Below are 22,724 nucleotides of genomic sequence, written 5' to 3' on the forward strand. Positions count from 1 at the left end.
GAACGCACAACTGTATATTCGGACGCGTTGGAGACCATAGGGACGGGGAAGCGGGGAACGAAAAAAGCCCGCCGTGAAGCGGGCTTTCCGTGTAACTTTTGACCTTAAATCGAATTCGGAACTTTGACGTCGGGATTGACGTCGGCTTCATAATCCACGCCTTCGGTTTCAAACCCGAACAGCTGGAAAAATTCCTTGCGGTATCCTTCCAGGTCCGTCAGATCATAAATATTGTCGCTTGTGACTTGATCCCAAATGTTCACCACTTCGGCCTGCACGTCCTCGCGCAGCTCCCAATCGTCGATGCGGATGCGTCCGGCTTCGTCGACCTGCGGCTCCCCTCCGGCATACAGGCGATCCTTGAACAGGCGATAGGTTTGCTCGATGCAGCCTTCATGGATGCCCTTTTCCTTCATGATTTTGTACAGGGAGGAAATGTACAGCGGAACGATCGGAATCGCGGAGCTGGATTGCGTCACGAGGCCTTTGCTCACTACGACGTAAGCCCGTCCGCCGTTCGTTTTGAGCTGATCGTTTAGCTTCAGGGCCGTCGCCTCCAGATGGTCCTTGGCCCGACCGATCGAACCGTCGCGATAGACAGCTTTCGTGATCTCGGAGCCGATGTAGGAGAACGAAATGGTCGTTACGTCTTCGCTCAGCACTTCCGCGGCGCGAAGCGCCTCGATCCATGCTTCCCAGTCGTCGCCGCCCATGACGGCTACCGTTTCTTGGATTTCCTTTTCGGTTGCCGGTTCAATCGTGATGTCCGTCACTTCGCCCGTATGGAAATTGACGGTTTTATTCGAGAATGGCTTGCCGATCGGCTTGAGCACGGAGTTGAACGTTTCTCCCGTTTCCGGGTCCGTCTTGCGGGCGGAAGCCACGCTATAAATGACGAGGTCGACCTTGCCGATTTTTTCCTTGATGAGCTCGATCGTTTTATCCTTCGTTTCTTTGGCGAAAGCGTCGCCGGTTACGCTGTATGACTTCAAGCCTGCGTCCTGGGCTGCTTGCTCGAAGGCGGCGGAATTATACCAGCCTGCAGAAGCGGTGCGTTTTTCGGAGCCGCTGCTCGGACGATAGACGCCGACCGTGTTCGCTTGCGCGCCGAAAGCCGCCGTAATCCGGGCCGCCAGGCCGTAGCCCGTGGACGCGCCGATGACCAGCACGTTTTTCGGCCCTTCGATCGCAGGTTTCGACTGGACGTAATCGATTTGTTTTTGAACCTGTGCCGCGCAGCCTGCCGGATGTGAAGTGGTGCAGATGAATCCGCGTGTTCTCGGTTTAATGATCATGTTAGGCTTTTCCTCTCTTCCAAATGAAAATACAACGAATGTTGAGACGTTTTGGACATACTCCATCCTATTGTATCAATTTTTGAGGAAACGACCAACCAGGATCGCAAGCAAAAGGGAATTAATTAACGTTTAGCAAAATATATTTGACGATGATAATCATTATCAACTAAAATAGGAAAGAAGGTTTAATCGATATTTGCAGCATACATATGCAGGTTTTGCCGAAATCACCGATATCTAATCTTAGGAGGCTGCTTATATGTTCATTCAGGTTCGGAGAATCACGGTCAAGGCGGGAAACGCCGATCAGGTCGTGGCCCGGTTCAGCAAGGAAAGCCCGATCGACGGCATGGAAGGGTTGATCGATAAAACGGTCATGACGACCAAAATCAGCAGGGAAGAGGAAGAAGTCGCCGTCATGATCCGTTGGCGTTCCCGCGACGATTGGAAAAACTGGGAGAAAAGCGACGCGCATCTTCAGGGGCACCGCGAGAAAAAAGGGCAGGAACCCCCGGAATACGTCATCAGCACGAAGGTCAACATGTACGAGGTCCAAAGCATAACCCAAGGAAAAGCCTCCCGGAGCGTATAGATCATGGCATAAAAAACATTTCGAACAACGCCGTTTTTATGTTGCGGAAAGACTTAATGAAAAAACAGCCGACCGGGATTCGATTCCAGGGCGGCTGTTTTCGCTTTAACGTTGCCTTGTTATGAACGGATTGGACCATTTTCATAGTGTTTAGATATGGGAAGACGCTTCAGGCACGATCGTTATCGTTTCAGGATGACGCCGTTGTCATGAGGCTGCATCGCCCTCGCCCGACTTTTTCCGCCCGTACATGCGGTACAGCACAATTCCGAACAGCATGCCGATGAAGGACATGCAAGATATCGTCAAATACATCGTGCGGCCGCCGAAAGCCTGGTATAACGCGCCGCCCGCAAAGGACGACAAAATGCCCGAGACCCCAAAGAACAACAGCGCCAGCACGGTTTGTCCGGTGGCTCTCCATTCCACGGGCACGATGTTGTACAAATACTGGATCGCAGCCGTGTAGAATACCGGAAACGTCAGCAGCTGCAAAAGCTGGATGTAGGCGAGCCAGTTCGGGTCCTCGATCCAGGCCGAAATAAAAAACCGCAAAAAGTAAAACGCTCCGGCAAAAGAGATGATGGCAAGCTCCTTGTTTTTGCGAAGCCACCAAAAGCTCAGGGAAAACACGAGAATTTCGCTGCCGGCGGCCAGAAACCATGCAAGGCCGAGCAAATCCGGCTTCCCGCCCAAATCCTTGATATACAGGCCCAAAAAGGTATCGTTCATTCGGGCCGGAATCGAGCTGATAAACACGAGGATCAGGAACAGCAGCGTTTCCTTGTTGCTCAAAAAGTTTTTCAGGCTTTTCATGGTCACGGGTTTCCCGGAGACGGGCGCATCCGGCATGAGATAGGTCACGACCAGACTGATTGCGCCAATTCCGGCGAACGTATACCCCAGGCTGCGGGAGCCGAACTGGGTCATCAAGTACCCGGCCGCCAGCGACATGACCGCATACCCGAGCGCGCCGTATGTCCGCAAGGACCCGTAGCTGATCCCCGCCGATTCCGCCACGCGGAAATTGAGGCTTTCCGTTAACGGATCGACCGGCATCAGGAAAAAGTAGGTCAGCATGACGAACAGCAAAATCAAGGCATAGCGGTCGGTGTTATATAACAGGAATCCCGTCGCCGTCGAACAAAGCACCAAAATCAGGAGAACCTTGCGGATGGTCCGCGTCTGGTCGCTGATCATGCCCCAAAGCGGCTGCGCAATGAGCGTAATGAACCCGCCGATGCCGATGATCGAGCCGATTTGCGTCTCGTTTAACCCCTGCTCGCTGAAATAGAGGGGCAAAAACGGAATAAACATCGATAACAGCGCAAAGAAAAGAAAATTGAACGATTTAACCGTAAACGAAGATCTCATGTTTTTCTGTCCTTTTCCACAAAATGAAGTTTTTTCTGCAACCGATCGTCGAACGAATCGGCAGTTCTGCTATTTTAACACAAGTGGCGGACATGGGGCAGACCAAATTGCGCATGTTTTTTATACGGCAGGCGTCGCGGGAAAGTCCCACGTCATTTTCCTTTTATGGTACACTATCAAATGATGTCGATAGATTGATAGCCATAAGGAGAACGACGATGAAACTGGTATCTTGGAATGTGAACGGCCTGCGGGCCTGCGTCAATAAAGGATTCAACGATTATTTTGCGGCAAGCGACGCCGATTTGTTTTGCGTGCAGGAAACGAAGCTCCAGGAAGGGCAGATCTGCCTGGATTACGGCGAGGAATATGGGCAGTACTGGAACTATGCCGAGAAAAAGGGGTATTCCGGAACCGCGGTGTTTTCGAAATTAAAACCATTGTCCGTCTATTACGGCATGGAAGAAAACGCGGAAGCGGAAGGGCGTCTCGTCACGCTCGAGTTCGATCATTTTTATCTGGTCAACGTATATACGCCAAATGCCAGAAGGGACCTGTCGCGGCTGCCGCTGCGCCTGGATGGGAGGAGCGTTTCCGCAGCTACGTGTCGGCGTTGGATGCCAAGAAGCCGGTCATCATCTGCGGCGACCTGAACGTTGCCCATCAGGAGATCGATCTGAAAAATTGGAAGTCGAACATGGGCAATTCGGGATTTACGGACGAAGAACGCGGCAAAATGACCGAACTGCTGGCGGCCGGCTTTGTGGACAGCTTCCGGCATTTTTATCCTGACCGGGATGACGCCTTTACGTGGTGGTCTTTTATGCCGAAGGTCAGGGAGCGGAATATCGGCTGGCGGATCGATTATTTCCTCGTATCGGACAGGCTTGTCCCGGCGTTGACGGATGCGCGGATCGACGCGGAAGTAACGGGCAGCGATCACTGCCCGATCATTCTGGAGCTTGACGAGGCAAAACTGGCCCAAATCGGTTCCGAAAGCCAAACGGACTAGACCCGGAACAGGCGAAAATAGGATGGAAAAACAGGCAGTCTGCCGCGTATGCGGCGGGACTGCTTTTTGGTTTAGGGGGAGACGTGAGCCGGGCAATGGTAAAAAAACGCTTGACATAATCATCCTGACCCCTTACTTTTGTTGTACATACAAAATTGATTTGATGATGCCGATCCGATCAAGGAAGGATGAACGATCATGCCGAATGAACCCAACAATAAAACAGAGCCATCCTCTGAACAAGACGGAACGTTTTTGCATACCTGCATGTACTTCACCACCAACCGGTTAAGCCGGGCGATTACGCGCCTTGCCGACGAGGCGTTTGCGATGACGGGGCTGGCCCCGGCCTACGGTTATCTGGTTCGGCTGGTTATCGCCAATCCGGGCATTACCCAAAAGGAGCTTTCCGAGAAGCTGTACATCACGCCCTCCACACTGACGCGTTTCATCGATAAGCTCGAGGGGAAACAGCTCGTGGAGCGTCAGGTTCAGGGGAAAACCGTGCTGGTGTATCCGACCGTAAAAGGGACGGCCATGAAGGAAACGCTCCACGAAGCTTCCAAAAAGCTGAAAGCCGCCTACGAGGCGAAACTCGGCAAGGAGCTGGCCGATGCGCTGACCCGGATGCAGGAGTCCGCAAGCGAGCTGTTGGAGCAATAACGCAAGAGCTTGATCCTGTTGAACCGAAGCGCAAATTTCGTCCTTCTGGCGGAAAACTTCGCTGCGCTTGGTCGTTATTGTTTTGTATGTACAAACAAAATACAAATATAGAGGGTGAACCATACGATGAGCATGAGGGACGAACAAGTTCAAATCAGGCCTAAATCGCGTTTTTATTATGGTTGGATTATCGTTTTGCTTACCTTTGCCACGCTGCTCGTGTCGGCGGGCATTCGTTCGCTGCCCAGCGTTCTGATCGTTCCGTTCCAGGAAGATTTCGGCTGGAGCCGCGCCAGCATTTCGAGCGTCATTTCGGTCGGCATCTTTCTTTACGGCTTGGTCGGCCCGTTTTCGGCGGCGCTGCTTCTGAAATTCGGCTTCCGCAAAGTGATCGTCGCTTCCCTTGCCGTGTTGGGGCTGAGCCTGGCCGTGACGCCGTGGATCCGTTCCTTGTGGCAATTCGAACTGCTCTGGGGCATCGTCTCGGGGCTGGCGACAGGGATGATGGCGAACGTGCTCGGCGTGACCGTCAGCAATCAGTGGTTCGCGAAGCGCAAAGGACTTGTCGTCGGGCTGCTGACGGCCAGCGCCGCGACCGGCCAGCTTCTTTTTTTGCCGCTGTATGCCAAACTGACGTCCGATTTCGGCTGGAAATACGCCGTTTATATCGCCGTCATCAGCATCGTCCTTGTGCTTGCGGCCGTTGCGATCTGGATGCGCAACCACCCGCATGACGTCGGCGCGGCGCCGTACGGTTCCGACGAAATGGTCAAACCGACGCCTTTCGAAGGGAATATATTTCTGGCTCCGCTGCAAAACTTGCGGCAGGCGTTAAGCAGCGCCACCTTTTGGCTGCTGGCCGGGACCTTCTTTTTTTGCGGTTTGTCCACGAACGGCCTCATCGGCACCCACCTTATCGCGGCTTGCGGGGATCACGGCATCATGGAGGTGGCGGCCGCCGGGCTGCTTGCGATGATGGGGGTATTCGATTTGTTCGGCACGACGATTTCCGGCTGGTTGTCGGATCGTTTCGACAGCCGCAAGCTGCTGTTCGTATATTACGGGTTCCGCGGCTTGTCCTTGCTGTTTCTGCCCTATGCGCTGAGCAGCGCTTCCCCGTACATGCTTTTCGCTTTCTCCGTGTTTTACGGCCTGGACTGGATCGCCACTGTACCGCCTACCGCCAAGCTGGCGGGAGAAGCGTTCGGGAAGGAGAAATCCGGCATGATTTTCGGGTGGATCGTCGTCGCCCACCAAATCGGCGCTTCGGCGGCGGCTTACGGCGCAGGCGCGCTGCGCGACTGGCTAGGCAGCTATTCGCAGGCTTTCGTGGTCGCCGGCTTCCTATGCTTTATCGCATCGGTGATGGCGATGCAAATCCGCAAAAGCCGGGCAGGGAGAGCCGGCGCGGCGATCTAACGCCAACAACCACCCTTCGGCACGCGGCCGCAGGGTGGTTGTTTTTCTAACGTTTCATCCAGCTATTTAATGGGAGGGCGTGCCGGGTTACACCCAGACCCCGTTCCGGAATACCGGCTCGGTCGTCCCGTCCGGCAGCACGCCGTCGATTTCTAGCTTTTCGGAGCCGACCATGAAATCGACGTGCGTCAGGCTGACGTTGGCGCCCCGGGCAAGCAGTTCCTCCTTGCTCAGCTTCGTGCCGCCTTCGATGTTCACGGGATAGGAGCTGCCGAGAGCGAAATGGCAGGAGGCGTTTTCGTCGATCCCGGTGTTGAAGAAGACCCGCTTCATCTTCGAAATCGGCGAGTCGTTCGGCACGAGGGCCATTTCGCCGAGGTAGGACGCGCCTTCATCCGTTTCGAACAGCGACGTCAAATGCTCGCGGCCGGAAACCGCGTCGTATTCCACGACTTTGCCGTCCTTGAACGTCAGCTTGATGCCTTCGACCAGGCGGCCGTTCAGGTTTAGCGGAAGGGTGCTTGAGACGGTGCCGTTAACGCCGGTCCGATGCGGCATCGTATAAATTTCCTCCGTCGGCATGTTGGCGACGAAATAATGGCCGGCCTCGTTGTAATCGCCTCCGCCCAGCCACAGGTAGCCTTCGGGCATCTCGACGCGCAGATCCGTCCCCGGCGCGCGGTAATGCAGCGCTTTGTACCGCTTGTTGTTCATGTACTCCTGTTTTTCCTTCAGCGTCCGGATATGGTCCTTCCAGGCGGCGATCGGATCGTTGTCTTCGGTGACGCGGTTCATTTGGAACACGGCTTCCCACATGGCGGGCACGCGCTTTTCCTCCGGAAGGTCGGCGAACACTTTGTCCGCCCAGGCCTTCGTCGGGGCTTTGATCAGCGACCAGGTTACTTTATTGCTGCGTACATAAGCCTGATATTTCTCGCGGGCGACGGCGGCGGCTTTGACGGCCGTGGCTACCTTGGAGCCGTCGATGCCTCGGAACAGCTCGGGGTCGGGAACTTTGATATGTAATACGGCTCCGCCGCCTTCGGCAAGCTGCTCCATCATGTCGGCCGTCCATTTCGGATAATAGCCGAACGAATCGTCCGGAGCTTTTTCATAACGGATGCGCGTTATTTTTTCGTCGTCCCAATCCACCTGCACGTATTTGGCGCCGGCTTCGTAAGCTTTGGATACGACATGGCGGGCAAACTCGGCCGTCTCCAGCGGGGCCTGCACGAGCAGCACCTGGCCGGGCTGAATGTTCACCCCTACTTTAATGACCAGTTCCGCGTATTTTTCCAGCATGCGATTGAAGTCTTTCATGGCGATTTGTCCTCCGGTTCGTTGAAAATCTCATTCCTTGGAATGATTCGGTGAAGATGCAATCCCTATTATAACCCGAAAATCGGCCATTCGCTTTGGTTTCGCCAAAAGCGTCTCCCCATTGGTGTATAATGGAAGCGGGAAGATCCCAAGCAATGCCACTTCAATATAAGGGAGAGTGGATGTATGCAGAAAACGGTAACGCCGCTGCCAAGAAAAAGCCCGGAGGAACTCGGGATATCCCCGCAAAAGGTGATCGGATTCCTCGATGGCTTAAAGGAACGGGGACTTGAAATTCACAGCCTGATGATTCTCCGGCACGGCCATGTGGCCGCCGAGGGCTGGTGGGCTCCTTATGCGCCGGAGCTTCCGCACATGCTGTTTTCGCTCAGCAAAAGCTTTACTTCGACGGCCATCGGCATGGCGGTCCAGGAGGGCATCCTAACGCTTGACGATCCGGTCGTCTCGTTTTTTCCGGAAGATTTGCCTGCCGAAGTATCGGAACATCTTGCAGCCATGCAAATCCGTCATCTGCTGATGATGGGGACGGGCCACGACAAGGACACGATGGATGCGCTCCATCAGGCGGAGGACGGCAACTGGGTTAAAGCGTTTCTTGCGCTGCCGGTTCCGCATGAACCGGGCACTCATTTCCTGTACAACACCGGCGCGACTTATATGCTTTCCGCGATTCTGCAGAAGGCCTCGGGACAGCGCTTGCTGGATTATTTGCAAAGCCGGCTGTTCGAGCCGCTGGGCATCCTGAGCCCCACCTGGCAAACCTGTCCGCGCGGCATACATACCGGGGGCTTCGGCTTGAACGTAACCACCGAAGATATCGCGAAGTTCGGGCAGATGTACTTGCAAAAAGGAGTGTGGCAAGGAAAAAGGCTCATCGAAGAAGCTTGGATCGAGGAGGCCACAGGCAAGCGGATTTCCAACGGGGACGGCGGAGACAGCGACTGGGCGCAGGGTTACGGGTACCAATTCTGGCGCTGCCGCCATGGCGTTTACCGCGGAGACGGGGCTTTCGGGCAATTCTGCATCGTCATGCCGGAGCAGGATGGGGTGATCGCGATCACGGCCGGAACGGGGGACCTTCAAGGCGTCCTGCAATGCGTATGGGACCATCTGCTCGAAGCATTTTTGCCGGAACCGGCGGAGGCTGTCGAACGGTCTTCCGAGCTGAAGGAAAGACTCGCGAAGCTGAGCCTGGACCTTCCCCGGTTCGAACCCCGTTCGCAGCTGGAGGCTCAAATCGGGGGCAGAAGATACGATCTGGAGGAAAACGGATTGTCGCTGCAAGGCTTCCGCATCGATTTTGACGAAGACTCCGCCTGCCTGACGCTCATAAAAGAAGAAGGCGACGAAACGCTCTCATTGGGCCGCCATGAGTGGAGCTTCGGACAAACCTCGGTATTCGGGGGAGCGGACACCCGCATGGCATCGAGTTTTACGTGGAGATCGCCGGATGAGCTTTTGTTGACGATCCGGGGCATCGAAACCCCGTTCTGCATCACGATGGGGGTGCGGTTCACCGAAGAGGCCCTTGAGATCCGCCACAGGTTCAATGTGTCGTTTGGCGGGGACGAGGAGCATCCGATCCGAGGAAAAGCCGCCCGATAAAAAGGATCATCGCCCGCCGGTATCCTTGATGGCTGCCGTCCGGGCTTTTTTGTTTTTGATCCCGGCTTGTTGGGTAAAGCATAGATAAGCTTGACCATGAAACATGGACAAGCGGTTTTCCGTCAAACGGATCAGGAGGTGGAATTACTGCCATGTACTTGAAACCCATGAAATATAGTCTGGTTTCGTTCGCCGCGCTGTTGGCGTTCGGGCTGCCGCTCGCCGCGTGCGGAGGGCAGCCGGAGGCGGAGGGACAGGACCGTCCCGCTGCCGAACAGCCCCAAACCCCCATGGAAAAACCGGAGGAGCAGAACCATAATCACCAAAAACATCAGGAATCTCAAAAACCCCAAAATTCGAAAGATTCCGCGCAAGAAGAAAAGCCGTCCGTTAAACAGGGGAAAGGCAGCTTGACCGGACTCGCGGATTCGCACACGGTTGAAATCATCGTGGACGGCAAACCGATGGCATTCCAATTCGATGAAACATTGAAACCGGACGTGGAAGCGATGAAGCCGGATCAGCAGGTGGAATTCAAATACGAGGAAAAAGTGATCGAAGGGGATGCATCCCTGAAACAGCTCGTGTTGACCGAAATTGCGAAAGCGGGCTCCGCCAAATGAAACGCGGGGATGACGGAGGGGCAGCAAACATGGCCGTGAGGAGGGGCTTTTTGTCCCTCCGCCGTCCGGCCGGCCTATACATCTTGAGTATGCCGTGCGGCCGGGAGAACGGATCCGGGGGTTAGATTTTTTTACCAATCCGTTTCAAAAATGATATTAATTGTTTATAATGGTTCATACATAAGAAGTCATTATTCGTTGTCCAGAGGAGTGACGGCAAAAACGGCAGTACCATAAGCTAACGGTGGGAGGCTGAAGCGATTGAAAAAAATGCGCATGGCGTTTACGTGTTTATTGCTTGTCGTTCTCATGATTAGCGGGTGTTCAAGCGGATCTTCTTCCAACGAAAATGTGAAAACGCTTACTTTTTGGTACTGGAACCGAAGCATCGACGACAACCTGATTCAATCGGTCCAGAAGCAGTTTCCCGGAATCCGCATCAATGCCCAAAAGATCGGCGGCGATTTCAAATCCAAATTGAAAACGACGCTGGCTGCGGGCTCCGGCGGACCGGACATCGTAGCCTTTAACGACTGGGTGACGGAGCTGTTCCCGAGCGCCGACCGTTTCTACGATTTGTACGATCTCGGCGCGGGAGACATCGAGCAGGATTACCTCGACTGGAAATGGAAGCTGGGCGTAACGCCGGAAGGAAAAATGATCGCGCTGCCGATGGATACCGGACCTACCGCCTTGTTTTACCGGGCGGACCTGTTCGAGCAGGCCGGGCTTCCGAGCGATCCGGAAGAGGTCCATAAGCTGATGGGGACCTGGGACGACTATTTCGCCGCAGGCCAAAAGCTGCAGGAAGCGTTAGGCGGCAAGGTCAAGCTCACGGACAACATCGGCAACATATACACCCAAGTGAACGCCCAGTCGGACAAAATCTATTTTGACAAAAACGAAAATTTTATAGGGGAAGATTCTTCTTCTTCCATGAAAAAAGCGTGGGATCTCGCCGTCAAGGCCTCCCAAATGGGGCTGTTGGCCAATGCGAGCACGTTTTCCTCCGAGTGGAACGCCGCGGCGAACAACGGAAAAATCGCGTCCTTCGTCGGCGCGGTCTGGTGCAAGGAAATTCTGATGCAGGCGGCGCCCGACACTTCAGGGAAGTGGCGCGTTGCAAGGGCGCCGGGCGGGGACGGCAACAACGGCGGATCGTTCCTGGCGATCATGAAAACGAGCAAACATCCGCAGGAAGCGTTCGACGTCATCAAGTGGCTGCAAAATCCGGAAAACCAGGTAACCAGCTTTAAAGAAATCAATCTGTTCCCGTCCGCGAAAAAGGCGCTCGATTCCGACGTCATGAAGCAAAAAGAAGCGTTTTTCGGCGGCCAGGTCACGGGCGAAATCTTTTCGGAGTCTGCCCGCAACGTAAAACCGGCCTATTACGGCACGAAATATGCCAATTTGAACGGCATCGTCGGTCGGGAGCTGTCATCGGTCGCCATTCAAGGCAAAAATCCGGAAAAGGCTTGGGAAGACGCGCTCTCCAGGGTCAAAAAGGAGCTGCTGCGGTAAAACGGTTAGACCATCATCGACAATGGAGGTTGATTCTTATGGGAGCACCCTTGCAGAAGCGAACTCATTTCGATCCGGGCAGTTCCGTGCCGCCGGCGGGGCGAAAGGCGGGATTGGCGTCCGAAATCTGGAAGCACCGGAAAGATTTCGATGTATCTTTCCTTCCAGAAATGGGACGGCATCGGCGAAATGACCTTTAACGGCCTGAACAACTATCAGTTCATGGTCACCGATCCGGAATTTTGGAAAGCGGTGGGCAACACGCTGCTGATCTGGATCTATTCCACGATTCCGATGCTGTTTTTCGCGCTGATCGTCGCTTTTTTGCTGAACGCGTCTTTCGTCAAATTCCGGACCTTCTTCCGGATCGGCTATTTCCTTCCGAACGTCACTTCGCTCGTCGCCGTAGCCATCGTGTTCAGCACGCTGTTTTCCAACAACTACGGTTTGCTGAACTATTTGCTCTCGCTGCTGGGCATTTCGCCCGTCGAATGGCTGAACAAAACCTGGGGCATCCAGCTGGCCGTCTCCGTCATGGTCATCTGGCGCTGGGTCGGCTACAACGCGATCATTTACCTTGCCGGGCTGCAAAGCATTCCGACCGTATTGTACGAAGCGGCCAAAATCGACGGCGCCACGGGCGTTCAGGCTTTTTTCCGCATCACGATCCCGAATTTGCGGCCGATCATTTTGTTTACGGTTATCACGTCGACGATCGGCGGCATGCAGATTTTCACCGAATCCCAGGTGCTGGTCGGCAATGACGGCGGCGTCAGCGGAGGCGGTTTGACCATCGTCCTCTATCTGTACCGCGAAGCTTTCGTGAACAACTATTTTGGTTACGGCTCGGCCGTCGGCTGGGGCATGTTCATCCTGATCGCTTTGTTTTCGATCTTCAATTGGCGGGTCGTTCAGGGCGGCGGCGCCAAAGACGAATAAACGGGGGTGCATCGAATGGCTATCCGAAAATCGATCCTGCTTTATTTCGGTCTGATCGTTGGACTGATCCTATCCGTCTTTCCGTTTTACTGGCTGGTGGTCATGGCTACGCGCACGACCGCGGAGATTTACAGCTTCCCGCCCAAGTTCTGGTTCGGAACCCACCTGATCGACAACATTTCCCGGGTGCTGCAAAACATCGATTTTTTCGGGGCGTTCCTGAACACGTTGTTTGTGGCCTCCTGCAGCACCGTGCTCGTGTTGTTCTTCGATTCGCTGGCAGGCTACACGTTTGCGAAATTCAAGTTTCCGGGCAAAAAATGGCTGTTTGTTCTGCTCCTGGCAACGATGATGGCCCCGGCGCAGCTTTCGCTCGTGCCGTCCTTCGTCATCATGGCCAAATTCGGCTGGGTCGGCACCTTCAAGGCGCTGATTATTCCGGGCATGGCGAACGCGTTCGGCATTTTCTGGATTCGGCAATATGCCGAGGAATCCGTGCCCTCCGAGCTCCTGGACGCGGGGCGGATCGACGGCTGCGGCTTTTTCCGGCTTTATTGGAACGTGGCGCTGCCGATTTTGCGGCCGGCCCTGTCCTTTTTGGGGGCGTTTACGTTCATCGGCGCGTGGAACGATTACCTGTGGCCGCTCATCATTTTGAACGACGAAAGCAAATTTACGCTGCAGGTGGCCTTGTCTTCGCTTAACGGCATCTACACCACGGACTACTCGATGGTCATCGCCGGAACGCTGCTCGCGGTCGTGCCGCTCATCATTTTGTTCCTGTTCGTCAGCAAGCAGTTCATTTCGGACATCGCCGCGGGCGCGATCAAGAGCTGAAGCTTGGATCGTGTTTGGGCCGCATTTGCGGGCGGCCGTTCTAAATGCAGACGGAGCCGAAAGATCCTTCATCGATATGCAAAGCCGTCCCGGCGACAGCCTGGGCGGCTTGTTCTTTAGATTGCAGCACTTTACAGGGGGCTGGAACTCATGCTCAGGCGTGTAAAGTTGACTAAACTTATTTGCTGCCTATCTCCTTAACAAGGCCGATGTTATGATGAGCACATCAGCCGCATGAAAACGCCGCAAAATAAATGCGTACCCGACCATCATCGTGTTAAAGGAAACGGCGGATTATCAAAGGTTTAAGAAGCATTATGGAAACGTGTTGTTTTTTATCGATCATGCCTGATTTGGCGATATTTTCAAAAAAAGGGCCGTCCAGCAATGGACGGCACCTCTGTTTACAGGGCATAAATCAATACGTTTATTTCTTCTGAACGGTAATCGTCCAGGACGCATCATCGATTTGTTCGAAGTTCGTGACGGAGTGGCCGGCTTCGGCAGCCCAGCGCGGAATGGCTTCCGTCGCCTGGGTGCAGTCAAAATCGATCACCAGCTCATCGCCGCTGTCCAGCGCTTCGATGGCCTGCTTGGCTTCAATTAGCGGGAACGGGCATACCATTCCGAGGACTTCCAGCTTTTGTTGTTTCATGATCTGATCCTCCCTTATGTCGTTGATGTGCGCAGCGCCGCACTCGGATTCGCTTTGGTTTTGGCACGCGGACGGACATAGACGAAGTATGACGCCGTCCAGGTACCCAGAATCATAAAGGCAAGGGAAACCCAGCCCTGCCAGGTCATCATCGCGGTCATCACCAGCCCGTTGCCGATCGAGCAGCCGCCGGCCCAGCTGGCGCCAAAGCCCATGAGAATGCCGCCGATGAAGCTGGAGACTGCCGTTTTGGCGTCCGGAGCTCTGAAACGGAATTCGCGGCTGCCTTTCGCTGCGATAAAAGATCCCACGAAAATGCCGAGCACGAGAAACATGCCCCAGTTTACGAATTTATCGCTGTCCCCCGTAACGAGATACTGCAAAAGATTCGCGGAAGGCGTGGTAATGCCCAGTCCGGACATCCGGCCCGTCGCTTCGCTGAGCGGCCAAGCCAGAAGCGCGATCAATCCGACCAAGACGGCCGTGAAAAACGGATGCCACCGCTTTTCGAACAACAGGTGGTTCAGACCGGAACGTTTTGCTTTCATGGCCGGAATGGCCACCTTCGGTTTGCGCAGCTGGCGGATGGCCAAAAATGCCGTAAGGATCGCAAGAATAGCAATGAATGGCCATACGGAAAGACCGAACGTTTCCGGAATCGAATTGACCGGTGCGTCCAATTTCTTGATTCCGTTGTTGACCGGGGCCAGCGCACCGGTCTTCATGGTCGCGCTCATGGCCATATATCCAAAAAGGGCGATCCAGCTGCCGATCAGACCTTCGCCGGCCCGGTACCATGTTCCCGTCGCACAGCCGCCGGCAAGGATAATGCCGATCCCGAATATAAAAGAGCCGAGGATCGTGGCAACCCATGGAAATGCGCCTGCGCTGAATTCGATCAGACCCGCCTGAATGAGGGCAAAGACGCCGATGCTTTGAATCGAGATGGCGATCAGCAGGGCGTAGAACATGCGGTTATCTTTGGTCAAGTACATGTCCCGGAAACCGCCCGTCAGGCAGAAGCGGCCGCGCTGCATCACAAATCCCAGCAAGGCTCCGCATAACAAGCCCGTTAACAACATATGAGATCCCCTCCTAATAAAAAAATCATGCTGTTTTTTTGTATAAATACAAGTAAGACGCTTTGAATTATCGGTATTACCGATTTTAGCAGATCAAGAAGAGATGTCAATGCCAATATCTGGGGTTGGAGTTCGGCCGAAAAATAGAAGTTTAAATACAAACGCAGCAAAATAGTTTAGAATAGGGTGAAATAATATTTCATTGCCCAGTTTGTTCCATGATATTTTTTATTAGGAGGTCATCCAGGTGAAACGTGTCTGGCAAACGTACCGCACGGTGCTGTTCTGTCGTTTTTTTGCCAACTATTTCGCGCTGATTCTCATTCCGGTCATCGTAGCCAGCGTATTGACCCATTTCTTCGTCGTCCGGTTGATCGAGCGCGATGCGGAGACATTGAACAATACCGTCATGCGGCATTTTTCGGAGCAAATCGACGACACCTTCGGCGCGCTCGAAAGCAATATGGTGAACATGCTGTCGACGGCAAGCTTCAAAAGCGTTCCGCGAACGTCCGGCGATCCCGCCGAACTGACGCAGCGTTATGAATCGATCCACACGCTCATGCAGCAAATGATTAAACTGGATTCGGAACCTCTGGTGTATCAATCGTTCCTGTATTTTGCGGACGAAGACCTTGTCATCGACGGCAAAACGTACAATGGCAAGGACGAGTATTTCCGGGAAAGGTATCCGGTAAAAGAAGCGGATATGCCTTCCTACTTCGGCAATTTTACCGGCAAAAAGCCGATGGTTTTTACCAAACCGCATACCGTATATGAAAGGCCCCCGTACACGCGGGACATCGTCCAGGCCCATGAGAACATCGCCGTGTTGATGAGCTATCCGTTCAACAGCGGCCGTCCCGACGTCTACTTGGTCGTGAATTTGGATCTGGATAAGCTTCGTGAACGATTGGGCATGCCGGAGAAGTGGGTGATGGATACGGCGCTCGTCAACTCGGAAGGTTCCGCCCTGATCGCAAGCGGTTCCTCCGAGCTGCAACGCGATGCGTTTGCGGCGATGATCGGCACGATGCCGGAGCAGGAATTATTTTTGAACGATGGACGGAAAGCGCTTTCATACGTGAAATCCCGGTTCAATGACGGGTGGTATTACGTAAGCATGATCGACCTGCCAACCTTATTGAAGCCGGCCCGCACGATCCGCATGATCACGCTCGCGCTGCTCGGCATGTTTATCGTCGTCGGCGGCCTGGTCTCGTATGTGTTGAGCCGGAGGCTGTACAACCCGATCCGCGAAATCAAAACGGGGCTCGAATCGCAGCAGCTGGACGATGCACCCGACTTGCACGGCGGCAACGAGTTCGACATGATCAAACGGTTTTCCCGTTTGCTGATCTCGAAGAACAAGGAGCTGGCACAGACGGTAAACGGCATGTACCCGATCGTTCAGGAGCAATTTATCGTCAGGGTGTTGTTCGGCGAATACCGCGACAGCTTGTCGGTCGGATATTACGCGAAAGAAATATCCTTCCATTGCAATCCGGTTGCGACGGCCACCGTGCTTTGCATTGAAATCCAATTCTACGCGTCGTTTGCGGATCAATTGTCCGAGACGTCCAAATCGTTCATGCTGGCCGAACTGAAGGAGAACATCCGTAAACTGTCCCCCGCCATGATCTGGGTTTGCCAGACGCGTTCCGATCAACTGGCGTGCGTGCTGCACCATGACGAGAACGGGCATGACGACCCCGCGGAAACGGCGGATGCCATCAAGCAGCTTCTGCAGCAGCCGTATTACAAAGCTTCCATCGGCATCGGGAAAACGGTCCATTCCATGGCCGCCCTCCATCAGTCTTACAAGCATGCCCATTCGATGCTCAAGTATAAAAGTCTGCATTCCGGCGCCGAAATTTGCAGCGAGCAAAGGGCGTGGAAGGGACGATTGTCGGGCGACAGCTTCTTGTCTGCGCTCGAAGTGAACCGCATCCTCAATATGTATAAAGCCGGCGATAGCAAAAGCCTGCTCCAATCGGCGTTCGACCTGCTGGACGACGGAATGAGAAGCCATGCCAACGCCCGCCAGGTCAAAAACATGGCCGTCGATGTGCTGAATACGTGGACCCGCGCCGTCGAGAGCGAGCGGAACGATTTTGACATTTCGGTCTATTCCGAGTTTTTTGCCGCCATCAACCGCTGCGTGACCTGGGATGAGCTGAAGCAGACGTTCCGGGACATCCATGGCGTGCTGTTCCGGACGATCGAACCGTCGGATCGCAAACGGCAGTTTGCCGACATTTTGGCCTATATTCAGGACCATTATAACGAAGAGCTCTCCATAGAATATTTCGCGGAGCAAATGAACATGTCCGCCGGCCATTTCAGCCGCATGTTCAAGGAAGAGGTCGGCGAAAAGTACGTGGAATACATCGCCAAATACCGGATATCGAAAGCGAAGCAATTTTTGCTCGAAACGGATTTGAAAATCGACGAGATCGCGGAACGGATCGGCTATTGGGGAAGGAATTCGTTTATCCGCAATTTTCGAAGATACGAAGGCATTACCCCGGCTAAATACCGTACCATGCATCAATCTTGAGAGGGTTCTTTTTTTGGGAAGACTCATTTTTTTCGTCGGCAGGTTATGGAAATTCAGCCGTACCGCGGGATGCAAAAACGGAGACATTGGTAAAAACACGGCGCTTTACCCCCGGCATGCCCAAGACGTATAGTCAGGGCAAACATTCAGCAAAGGTTGGTGTGCAAACACCTGCCAAAGGGGGTGAAAGCGTTGTCATTGGATCGAAGCGATGCGGCGAACGTCCGAGTGCCTGCCCGGGGGCATCGGAGGAAGAGGGCTTCTTTCGGAATGATGCTGAAGAAGCACAAAACATTGTATTTGTTGATGCTGCCCGGCATCCTGTATTACATCCTTTTCAAATACGTGCCGATGTACGGGCTGATCATCGCGTTTCAGAACTTTTCGATCGGCCGCGGCATCCTGGGCAGCAAGTTTGTCGGCCTCCAGCATTTTACCGATTTTTTCGTGAACACGCCGGATGCCTGGAAGCTGATCCGAAACACGGTCATGCTGAATGTGTACGACCTGCTGTTTCGTTTTCCGGCGCCGATTATCCTGGCCTTGCTGTTTCACGAAATTCGAAGCCGCACGTTTAAAAGGTTCGTGCAAAGCGTCAGCTACTTGCCGCATTTTTTATCGACCGTCGTGATCGCCGGCATTATGGTCACCTTTTTGTCGCAGCAGACCGGCATCGTCAATCATTTGCTCAGCTGGCTCGGATTCGAACGGATCCTGTTCCTCGGCCAGCCGGAATGGTTCCGCACGATCTACGTGGGTTCGGAAATATGGCAGACGGTCGGCTGGGGCACGATTCTGTACTTGGCGGCGATCGCAGGCGTCGATCCGACCTTGTACGAGGCTGCCAAAATCGACGGGGCCAACCGGTTTCAACAAATGCGCCATGTGACGTTGGTCGGCATGATTCCGGTGATGATCATCCTGTTCGTCCTGACGCTCGGGCATTTCATGGAAATCGGCTTTCAAAAAATCATCCTGTTGTACAATCCGATGACTTACGAAACCGCGGACGTCCTGAATACGTTCATCTATCGGCGCGGCATCCTATCCGCCGACTTCAGCTTCGCTACGGCGGTCGGATTGTTCCAATCGGTGATCGGATTCGTGCTGGTCGTGGCCGCGAACCGCGTCGTCAAGAAATTTTCGGACACAAGTCTCTGGTGAAGGGGGCCGGGAAATGAAAATCAAGGAAAGCTTCGGCTCGCGGCTGTTTGACGCCGTCAATATCTTTTTTATGATCGTCCTCGTTATTGTCATGGTGTATCCGCTCGTCTATGTATTCTCCGCTTCCATCAGCGACAACGCCATGGTGATGAGCGGGCGGGTTGTCCTCTGGCCGAAGGCGGTCACCTTGGCCGCCTACGAACGGCTCGTCGGCAATCCGGACCTGTGGATCAGCTATTGGAACACGATTCGTTATACCGCCGTTCAAACCTTCTTGTCGCTAGCCGTCACATCCGCCATGGCTTACCCGCTGGCCAAAAGATGGCTCCCCGGCCGACGCCTGATCCTGCTTTTGGCCGCATTTACGCTCATGTTCGGAGGAGGGATGATCCCGACCTTCCTGGTCGTGCAGAAACTCGGGCTGCTCGATACGATGTGGGCGATCGTCCTGCCGACGCTAGTCAGCACCTGGTATTTGTTCATCATGCGCACCTTTTTCGAGGCATTGCCGGAAGAGCTTGAGGATGCCGCCACGATGGACGGCTGCGGCACGATGCAGGTATTCCTGCGGATCGTCCTGCCGCTTTCTCTGCCGGTGCTGGTCTCCATCGGCTTGTTTACCGCCGTCAATCAATGGAACTCGTTTTTCGATGCGCTGCTCTATTTGAACGATCGGAGCATGTACCCTTTGCAGATCATGCTGCGCAACATTATTATCGCCGGCTCCAACGTCCAGGGCGAAGGCAACACGGACTACATAGAAACGCTAAAATACGCCATGATCATGATCGCAACGGTGCCGATTTTATGCGTATATCCGTTCGTCCAAAAATATTTCGTGCAGGGCGCCATGATCGGCGGAATCAAAGGGTAGCCATGGATACCGCCGAAACTATTCCTATATCCGAAGTCAATATAAGGAGGGGGCAAACGTATGAGCAAAAAAATGATGGCTGTCATGCTTGCTGCCGTGATGCTGGGCGGTTTGACCGCTGGCTGCAGCGGAAAGGGAGGCACGCAGGAAGGGGCAACCGATGGGGGAGCGGGCTCGCAAAAGCCGGCGACGTTCTCCTGGCTCGTCTACGACCGTCCGGAAGGAAAGGTAAGGGATGATTGGGAGATTTTCAAAGAGATCGAAGCAAAAACAGGGGTCAAGGTGGATTGGCAGGTCGTCAGCCAGGAAGGGTTGACGGAGAAGCGGCAGATTATGATCGCCACGAACTCGGTCACCGATTTCAGCCAGCCGACGAATCAGGAGGCCAGGGAGAACGGGCCGGAAAAAGTGTTCCTGAACCTGAAGGATTATTTGGATATCGCGCCCAATCTCAAAAAGTTCTACGAAACGTATCCCGAAGCAAAAGCCGTGGCGACCGGCGCGGACGGCGGCCTCTACGACGTTCCCGTGCTCGAAGGGGATCCGGCGGGGAAAGGCTTCAACTATATTTGGATGGCACGCAAAGATTTGATGGATAAATACCAACTGAAAGCTCCGACCAATCTCGATGAGTTCTACCGGTTCCTGAAAGATTTGAAAGCCAAAGAGCCGGACAGCTTCCCGCTCAGCTTCAATACCCCGGTCACGGGCGATACCGGCATGTATACCGTATTCGGCAAAATATTCACGGGGATTTCAGGCTTTTTCAATCAAAGCCCGACGGGTGAACAATACGAGTTTGCGCCGTATAACAGCAAGTATAAAGATGCGCTTATTTTCATGAATAAGTTGTACGCGGAGCAGCTGCTCGACCCTGAGTTTTATTTGTTGACGCCGGAGCAGTGGGAAGAGCGGTTATTAAAAGGCAAGTCGTCCGTAACGTATTATTGGAAGGCCGAAGTGAACCCGATGATTGAAAAAGCGAAGCAGTCCGGCATCCCGGACTACAATCTGGATGCGCTGCCCGAGTTTGCCGCGGACGGCGTTCAGAGCTACCAGTTTTCCCGTCCGGTGGTCGGATCATCGGGGCGGGCCATTTCGGCGAAAGTCAAGGATAAGGAAAGAGCCGTCAAATTCCTCGACTATCTGGTGAGCGAAGAAGGGACGAAATATTTATCGCTTGGCATCGAAGGCAAATCGTATACGCTTGAGAACGGAAAACCCGTCTATATGAAAGAGTTCGGAGCCAGTCCTTATGTGCCGCTGCGCCGCGATTTTGGCGTCTGGTACGACAACATTTCGCTGAACAACGCGCTGGCGCGCGAAACGTGGGAGAGAGGCCTCGACGACAAGAGCAAAGAAATCAACAAAAGCTATGAAAAGTTCATTATTCCCGCGCCCAAAGCGATCGTGAAAACGACCGAAGAGCTCGATCTGGAAAAAGCGAAGCTAACCCCGCTTACCAAGTTTTTGGAGCAGAAAATTACGGAATTCGTCACGGGCAAGACGCCGATTACGGACGCGAACTACCAGCAGTTTTTGGAGCAACTGAAGAAGCTTGGAGCGGATGAGCTGCTGGACATGTACAACACCGCGTATAAGCGCACGTACGGCTCGAAATAAGCAGCACGATTCAAATCAAAGGAGGGCATGAAATGCGATCCGCACCGTTTATCGTCGATGCCGACGTCCACAATGCGATCGGCAAGCCGGAGGACCTGCTGCCCTATTTGCCGAAAGCATGGCATCAGCAATGGCTCGAAAGCGGGATCGGCGTGCATGGCCAGTATTATTCGCCCGTAGGCGTGCTGCGCCAAGACGCCCGGCCGGGCGACGGCGGGCTTCCCGGGAGCGATCCTCAATTTGTTCTGCAGCATTACATGGAACCGTTCGGCATCGACTATGCGATACTGACCGGCGGGGGAGAGCAAGGCCTCTCCCTTCACGCCGATCCGGACTATGCGAATGCCGTGGCGGCCGCCTTCAACGATTGGCTCGCGGACCGTTGGCTCGGCGTCAGTCCGAAATTCAAAGGTTCGATTCAGATCAACCATTCCGATCCGGCCGAAGCGGCCAAAGAGATCGACAGAATGGGGGCGCATCCGGGCATGGTGCAGATCGTGATGGGAAGCGGTGCGCGCATGCCGTACGGCAACCGCTTCTACCATCCGATCTACGAAGCGGCGGAACGGAACGGCCTGCCGGTCGCGATTCATCCGGGCACCGAAGGGAAAGGGATCGCCGGCCCGCCAACGCCTGCCGGATACCCGACGCGGTATATGGAATGGCATAATATTTTACCGGCGAATTTCATGACCCATATCAACAGCCTCGTATGCGAAGGGGTGTTCGAAAAATATCCGCAGCTCAAATTCGTTGCGATCGAAGGCGGCATAGGCTGGCTGCCCCATTTGATGTGGCGCATGGACAAAAACTACAAAGCGCTGCGCGATACCGCGCCGTGGCTCAAGCGGCTGCCTTCGGAGTATATCGTGGAACATGTGCGGCTCACGACGCAGCCGATCGAGGAACCGCGGATGCCGGAGCATCTGCTGCAAATCTTCCAGATGATGCATGCCGAACAGATCGCCATGTTTTCGTCCGACTACCCGCATTGGGACTTCGACAATCCGAAGGTCGTGTTCCGGGGCCTTCCCCAGAATCTCAAAGAGCGTATTCTCGGTTATAACGCCGCGGAGTTGTACGGCATTCCGGTCCCGGCGGAGCATAAGGGGGCGGATCCCGCATGAGAGTAAAAGTGGCGGAGCCGGATGCGCTCCCTAGCGGGGGCAAGCTGATCTTAAACGTGAAAGGGATGGAAATCGGCTTGTTTCGGATCGGAGACGGCTACTATGCGTGGCTTAACGTTTGCCCGCATGCGGCGGCGCCGGTCTGCGCGGGTCCGATTCGGGGAACCCGTCTCCCTTCCGGCGTATACGATTACCGTTACGGGATGGAGGAACAAGTGCTGCGCTGCCCGTGGCACGGCTGGGAGTTCGACCTGAAAAGCGGCCGCCACCTGGCGGCCGGCAGCGATGCCAAACTGCGGGGTTATCCGGTGGAAACCGACGATTCCGGAGTGTACATTGTGTTGGGCGACCGGAAAAAAAGCTAGGTTCGCGGCTGCGCCTGCCCCATCAACCCGCAAAGGTTCTGATAAAGGGG

General features: G+C 54.3%; 18 protein-coding genes and 2 pseudogenes. 15 read left to right on the forward strand and 5 right to left on the reverse strand.

What is annotated here, in order from left to right; translation table 11 throughout:
- Positions 1–104: 104 nt before the first annotated feature.
- The gene (fabV, locus tag NYE48_RS11405; RefSeq protein WP_340998646.1) at positions 105–1,295 is read right to left on the reverse strand and encodes an enoyl-ACP reductase FabV; all 1,191 of its coding nucleotides are present in this window, start codon (positions 1,293–1,295) and stop codon (positions 105–107) included.
- A gap of 262 nt (positions 1,296–1,557) precedes the next feature.
- Here fabV and NYE48_RS11410 point away from each other — a divergent pair, with 262 nt between their 5' ends.
- Entirely contained in the window at positions 1,558–1,890 is a 333-nt protein-coding gene (locus NYE48_RS11410) for an antibiotic biosynthesis monooxygenase (protein WP_340998648.1), read from the forward strand.
- 207 nt (positions 1,891–2,097) lie between these two features.
- Here NYE48_RS11410 and NYE48_RS11415 read toward each other — a convergent pair whose 3' ends face one another.
- Positions 2,098–3,264, reverse strand: a complete 1,167-nt coding sequence (locus tag NYE48_RS11415) for an MFS transporter (RefSeq protein ID WP_340998650.1) — start codon at positions 3,262–3,264, stop codon at positions 2,098–2,100.
- A gap of 218 nt (positions 3,265–3,482) precedes the next feature.
- On the opposite strand from NYE48_RS11415, the pseudogene NYE48_RS11420 reads away from it, so the two are divergent.
- The 3 genes and pseudogenes from NYE48_RS11420 to NYE48_RS11430 all read left to right on the forward strand — a co-directional run bounded on the left by NYE48_RS11420 (position 3,483) and on the right by NYE48_RS11430 (position 6,358).
- Positions 3,483–4,276 (forward strand): annotated as a pseudogene (locus NYE48_RS11420) (exodeoxyribonuclease III).
- 198 nt (positions 4,277–4,474) lie between these two features.
- Positions 4,475–4,939, forward strand: coding sequence for a MarR family winged helix-turn-helix transcriptional regulator (locus tag NYE48_RS11425; protein ID WP_052147345.1), 465 nt, complete (start codon positions 4,475–4,477; stop codon positions 4,937–4,939).
- 126 nt (positions 4,940–5,065) lie between these two features.
- Positions 5,066–6,358 carry an MFS transporter gene (locus tag NYE48_RS11430; protein WP_340998652.1) on the forward strand — a complete coding sequence of 431 codons (1,293 nt, stop codon included), beginning with the start codon at positions 5,066–5,068 and terminating at the stop codon, positions 6,356–6,358.
- A gap of 87 nt (positions 6,359–6,445) precedes the next feature.
- On the opposite strand, the gene NYE48_RS11435 is transcribed toward NYE48_RS11430, so the two are convergent.
- Positions 6,446–7,678 (reverse strand): aminopeptidase, encoded by a 1,233-nt coding sequence (locus NYE48_RS11435; protein ID WP_340998654.1) that lies wholly within the window; start codon positions 7,676–7,678, stop codon positions 6,446–6,448.
- Positions 7,679–7,864: 186 nt separating this feature from the next.
- Between NYE48_RS11435 and NYE48_RS11440 the strand changes: the two genes are divergently transcribed.
- From NYE48_RS11440 to NYE48_RS11460, 5 genes and pseudogenes are all read left to right on the forward strand, one after another.
- A complete protein-coding gene (locus tag NYE48_RS11440; RefSeq protein ID WP_212947715.1) occupies positions 7,865–9,304 on the forward strand; it encodes a serine hydrolase domain-containing protein in 1,440 nt (479 codons plus the stop codon).
- 152 nt (positions 9,305–9,456) lie between these two features.
- Positions 9,457–9,927 (forward strand): hypothetical protein, encoded by a 471-nt coding sequence (locus NYE48_RS11445; RefSeq protein ID WP_340998659.1) that lies wholly within the window; start codon positions 9,457–9,459, stop codon positions 9,925–9,927.
- 270 nt (positions 9,928–10,197) lie between these two features.
- Positions 10,198–11,448 carry an ABC transporter substrate-binding protein gene (locus NYE48_RS11450; RefSeq protein ID WP_341000637.1) on the forward strand — a complete coding sequence of 417 codons (1,251 nt, stop codon included), beginning with the start codon at positions 10,198–10,200 and terminating at the stop codon, positions 11,446–11,448.
- A 38-nt stretch (positions 11,449–11,486) separates the two neighbouring features.
- Positions 11,487–12,387, forward strand: a pseudogene (locus NYE48_RS11455) (carbohydrate ABC transporter permease).
- A gap of 15 nt (positions 12,388–12,402) precedes the next feature.
- On the forward strand, positions 12,403–13,224 hold the full coding sequence (locus NYE48_RS11460; protein WP_036714714.1) for a carbohydrate ABC transporter permease: 822 nt from the start codon (positions 12,403–12,405) through the stop codon (positions 13,222–13,224).
- Positions 13,225–13,651: 427 nt separating this feature from the next.
- Here the strand turns inward: NYE48_RS11460 and NYE48_RS11465 are convergent, their stop codons facing one another.
- Both NYE48_RS11465 and NYE48_RS11470 read right to left on the reverse strand, forming a co-directional pair.
- Positions 13,652–13,879 (reverse strand): sulfurtransferase TusA family protein, encoded by a 228-nt coding sequence (locus NYE48_RS11465; RefSeq protein WP_036714716.1) that lies wholly within the window; start codon positions 13,877–13,879, stop codon positions 13,652–13,654.
- A gap of 14 nt (positions 13,880–13,893) precedes the next feature.
- The gene (locus NYE48_RS11470; RefSeq protein WP_340998665.1) at positions 13,894–14,961 is read right to left on the reverse strand and encodes a YeeE/YedE family protein; all 1,068 of its coding nucleotides are present in this window, start codon (positions 14,959–14,961) and stop codon (positions 13,894–13,896) included.
- Between the two features lie 247 nt (positions 14,962–15,208).
- Here NYE48_RS11470 and NYE48_RS11475 point away from each other — a divergent pair, with 247 nt between their 5' ends.
- The 6 genes from NYE48_RS11475 (at position 15,209) to NYE48_RS11500 (ending at position 22,674) form a co-directional block, all read left to right on the forward strand.
- The gene (locus tag NYE48_RS11475; protein WP_340998667.1) at positions 15,209–17,521 is read left to right on the forward strand and encodes a helix-turn-helix domain-containing protein; all 2,313 of its coding nucleotides are present in this window, start codon (positions 15,209–15,211) and stop codon (positions 17,519–17,521) included.
- 270 nt (positions 17,522–17,791) lie between these two features.
- Positions 17,792–18,685 carry an ABC transporter permease gene (locus NYE48_RS11480; protein WP_341000638.1) on the forward strand — a complete coding sequence of 298 codons (894 nt, stop codon included), beginning with the start codon at positions 17,792–17,794 and terminating at the stop codon, positions 18,683–18,685.
- Positions 18,686–18,698: 13 nt separating this feature from the next.
- Positions 18,699–19,559 (forward strand): carbohydrate ABC transporter permease, encoded by an 861-nt coding sequence (locus NYE48_RS11485; protein WP_340998669.1) that lies wholly within the window; start codon positions 18,699–18,701, stop codon positions 19,557–19,559.
- A gap of 60 nt (positions 19,560–19,619) precedes the next feature.
- Entirely contained in the window at positions 19,620–21,182 is a 1,563-nt protein-coding gene (locus NYE48_RS11490) for an extracellular solute-binding protein (RefSeq protein ID WP_340998671.1), read from the forward strand.
- 32 nt (positions 21,183–21,214) lie between these two features.
- Entirely contained in the window at positions 21,215–22,309 is a 1,095-nt protein-coding gene (locus tag NYE48_RS11495; RefSeq protein ID WP_340998673.1) for an amidohydrolase family protein, read from the forward strand.
- Entirely contained in the window at positions 22,306–22,674 is a 369-nt protein-coding gene (locus NYE48_RS11500; protein ID WP_340998675.1) for a Rieske (2Fe-2S) protein, read from the forward strand. The genes NYE48_RS11495 and NYE48_RS11500 overlap by 4 nt, the downstream gene beginning before the upstream one ends.
- The last annotated feature ends 50 nt before the right edge of the window (positions 22,675–22,724 follow it).

It is taken from the genome of Paenibacillus sp. FSL M7-1455 (assembly GCF_038004655.1).
GTDB lineage: Bacteria > Bacillota > Bacilli > Paenibacillales > Paenibacillaceae > Paenibacillus_AQ > Paenibacillus_AQ cookii.

What these genes read in the sequence shown, in the direction of transcription:
- fabV (WP_340998646.1), bottom strand. Translation starts at nt 1,295, where the DNA reads ATGATCATTAAACCGAGAACACGCGGATTCATCTGCACCACTTCACAT.
- NYE48_RS11410 (WP_340998648.1), top strand. Translation starts at nt 1,558, where the DNA reads ATGTTCATTCAGGTTCGGAGAATCACGGTCAAGGCGGGAAACGCCGAT.
- NYE48_RS11415 (WP_340998650.1), bottom strand. Translation starts at nt 3,264, where the DNA reads ATGAGATCTTCGTTTACGGTTAAATCGTTCAATTTTCTTTTCTTTGCG.
- NYE48_RS11425 (WP_052147345.1), top strand. Translation starts at nt 4,475, where the DNA reads ATGCCGAATGAACCCAACAATAAAACAGAGCCATCCTCTGAACAAGAC.
- NYE48_RS11430 (WP_340998652.1), top strand. Translation starts at nt 5,066, where the DNA reads ATGAGCATGAGGGACGAACAAGTTCAAATCAGGCCTAAATCGCGTTTT.
- NYE48_RS11435 (WP_340998654.1), bottom strand. Translation starts at nt 7,678, where the DNA reads ATGAAAGACTTCAATCGCATGCTGGAAAAATACGCGGAACTGGTCATT.
- NYE48_RS11440 (WP_212947715.1), top strand. Translation starts at nt 7,865, where the DNA reads ATGCAGAAAACGGTAACGCCGCTGCCAAGAAAAAGCCCGGAGGAACTC.
- NYE48_RS11445 (WP_340998659.1), top strand. Translation starts at nt 9,457, where the DNA reads ATGTACTTGAAACCCATGAAATATAGTCTGGTTTCGTTCGCCGCGCTG.
- NYE48_RS11450 (WP_341000637.1), top strand. Translation starts at nt 10,198, where the DNA reads ATGCGCATGGCGTTTACGTGTTTATTGCTTGTCGTTCTCATGATTAGC.
- NYE48_RS11460 (WP_036714714.1), top strand. Translation starts at nt 12,403, where the DNA reads ATGGCTATCCGAAAATCGATCCTGCTTTATTTCGGTCTGATCGTTGGA.
- NYE48_RS11465 (WP_036714716.1), bottom strand. Translation starts at nt 13,879, where the DNA reads ATGAAACAACAAAAGCTGGAAGTCCTCGGAATGGTATGCCCGTTCCCG.
- NYE48_RS11470 (WP_340998665.1), bottom strand. Translation starts at nt 14,961, where the DNA reads ATGTTGTTAACGGGCTTGTTATGCGGAGCCTTGCTGGGATTTGTGATG.
- NYE48_RS11480 (WP_341000638.1), top strand. Translation starts at nt 17,792, where the DNA reads ATGATGCTGAAGAAGCACAAAACATTGTATTTGTTGATGCTGCCCGGC.
- NYE48_RS11485 (WP_340998669.1), top strand. Translation starts at nt 18,699, where the DNA reads ATGAAAATCAAGGAAAGCTTCGGCTCGCGGCTGTTTGACGCCGTCAAT.
- NYE48_RS11490 (WP_340998671.1), top strand. Translation starts at nt 19,620, where the DNA reads ATGAGCAAAAAAATGATGGCTGTCATGCTTGCTGCCGTGATGCTGGGC.
- NYE48_RS11495 (WP_340998673.1), top strand. Translation starts at nt 21,215, where the DNA reads ATGCGATCCGCACCGTTTATCGTCGATGCCGACGTCCACAATGCGATC.
- NYE48_RS11500 (WP_340998675.1), top strand. Translation starts at nt 22,306, where the DNA reads ATGAGAGTAAAAGTGGCGGAGCCGGATGCGCTCCCTAGCGGGGGCAAG.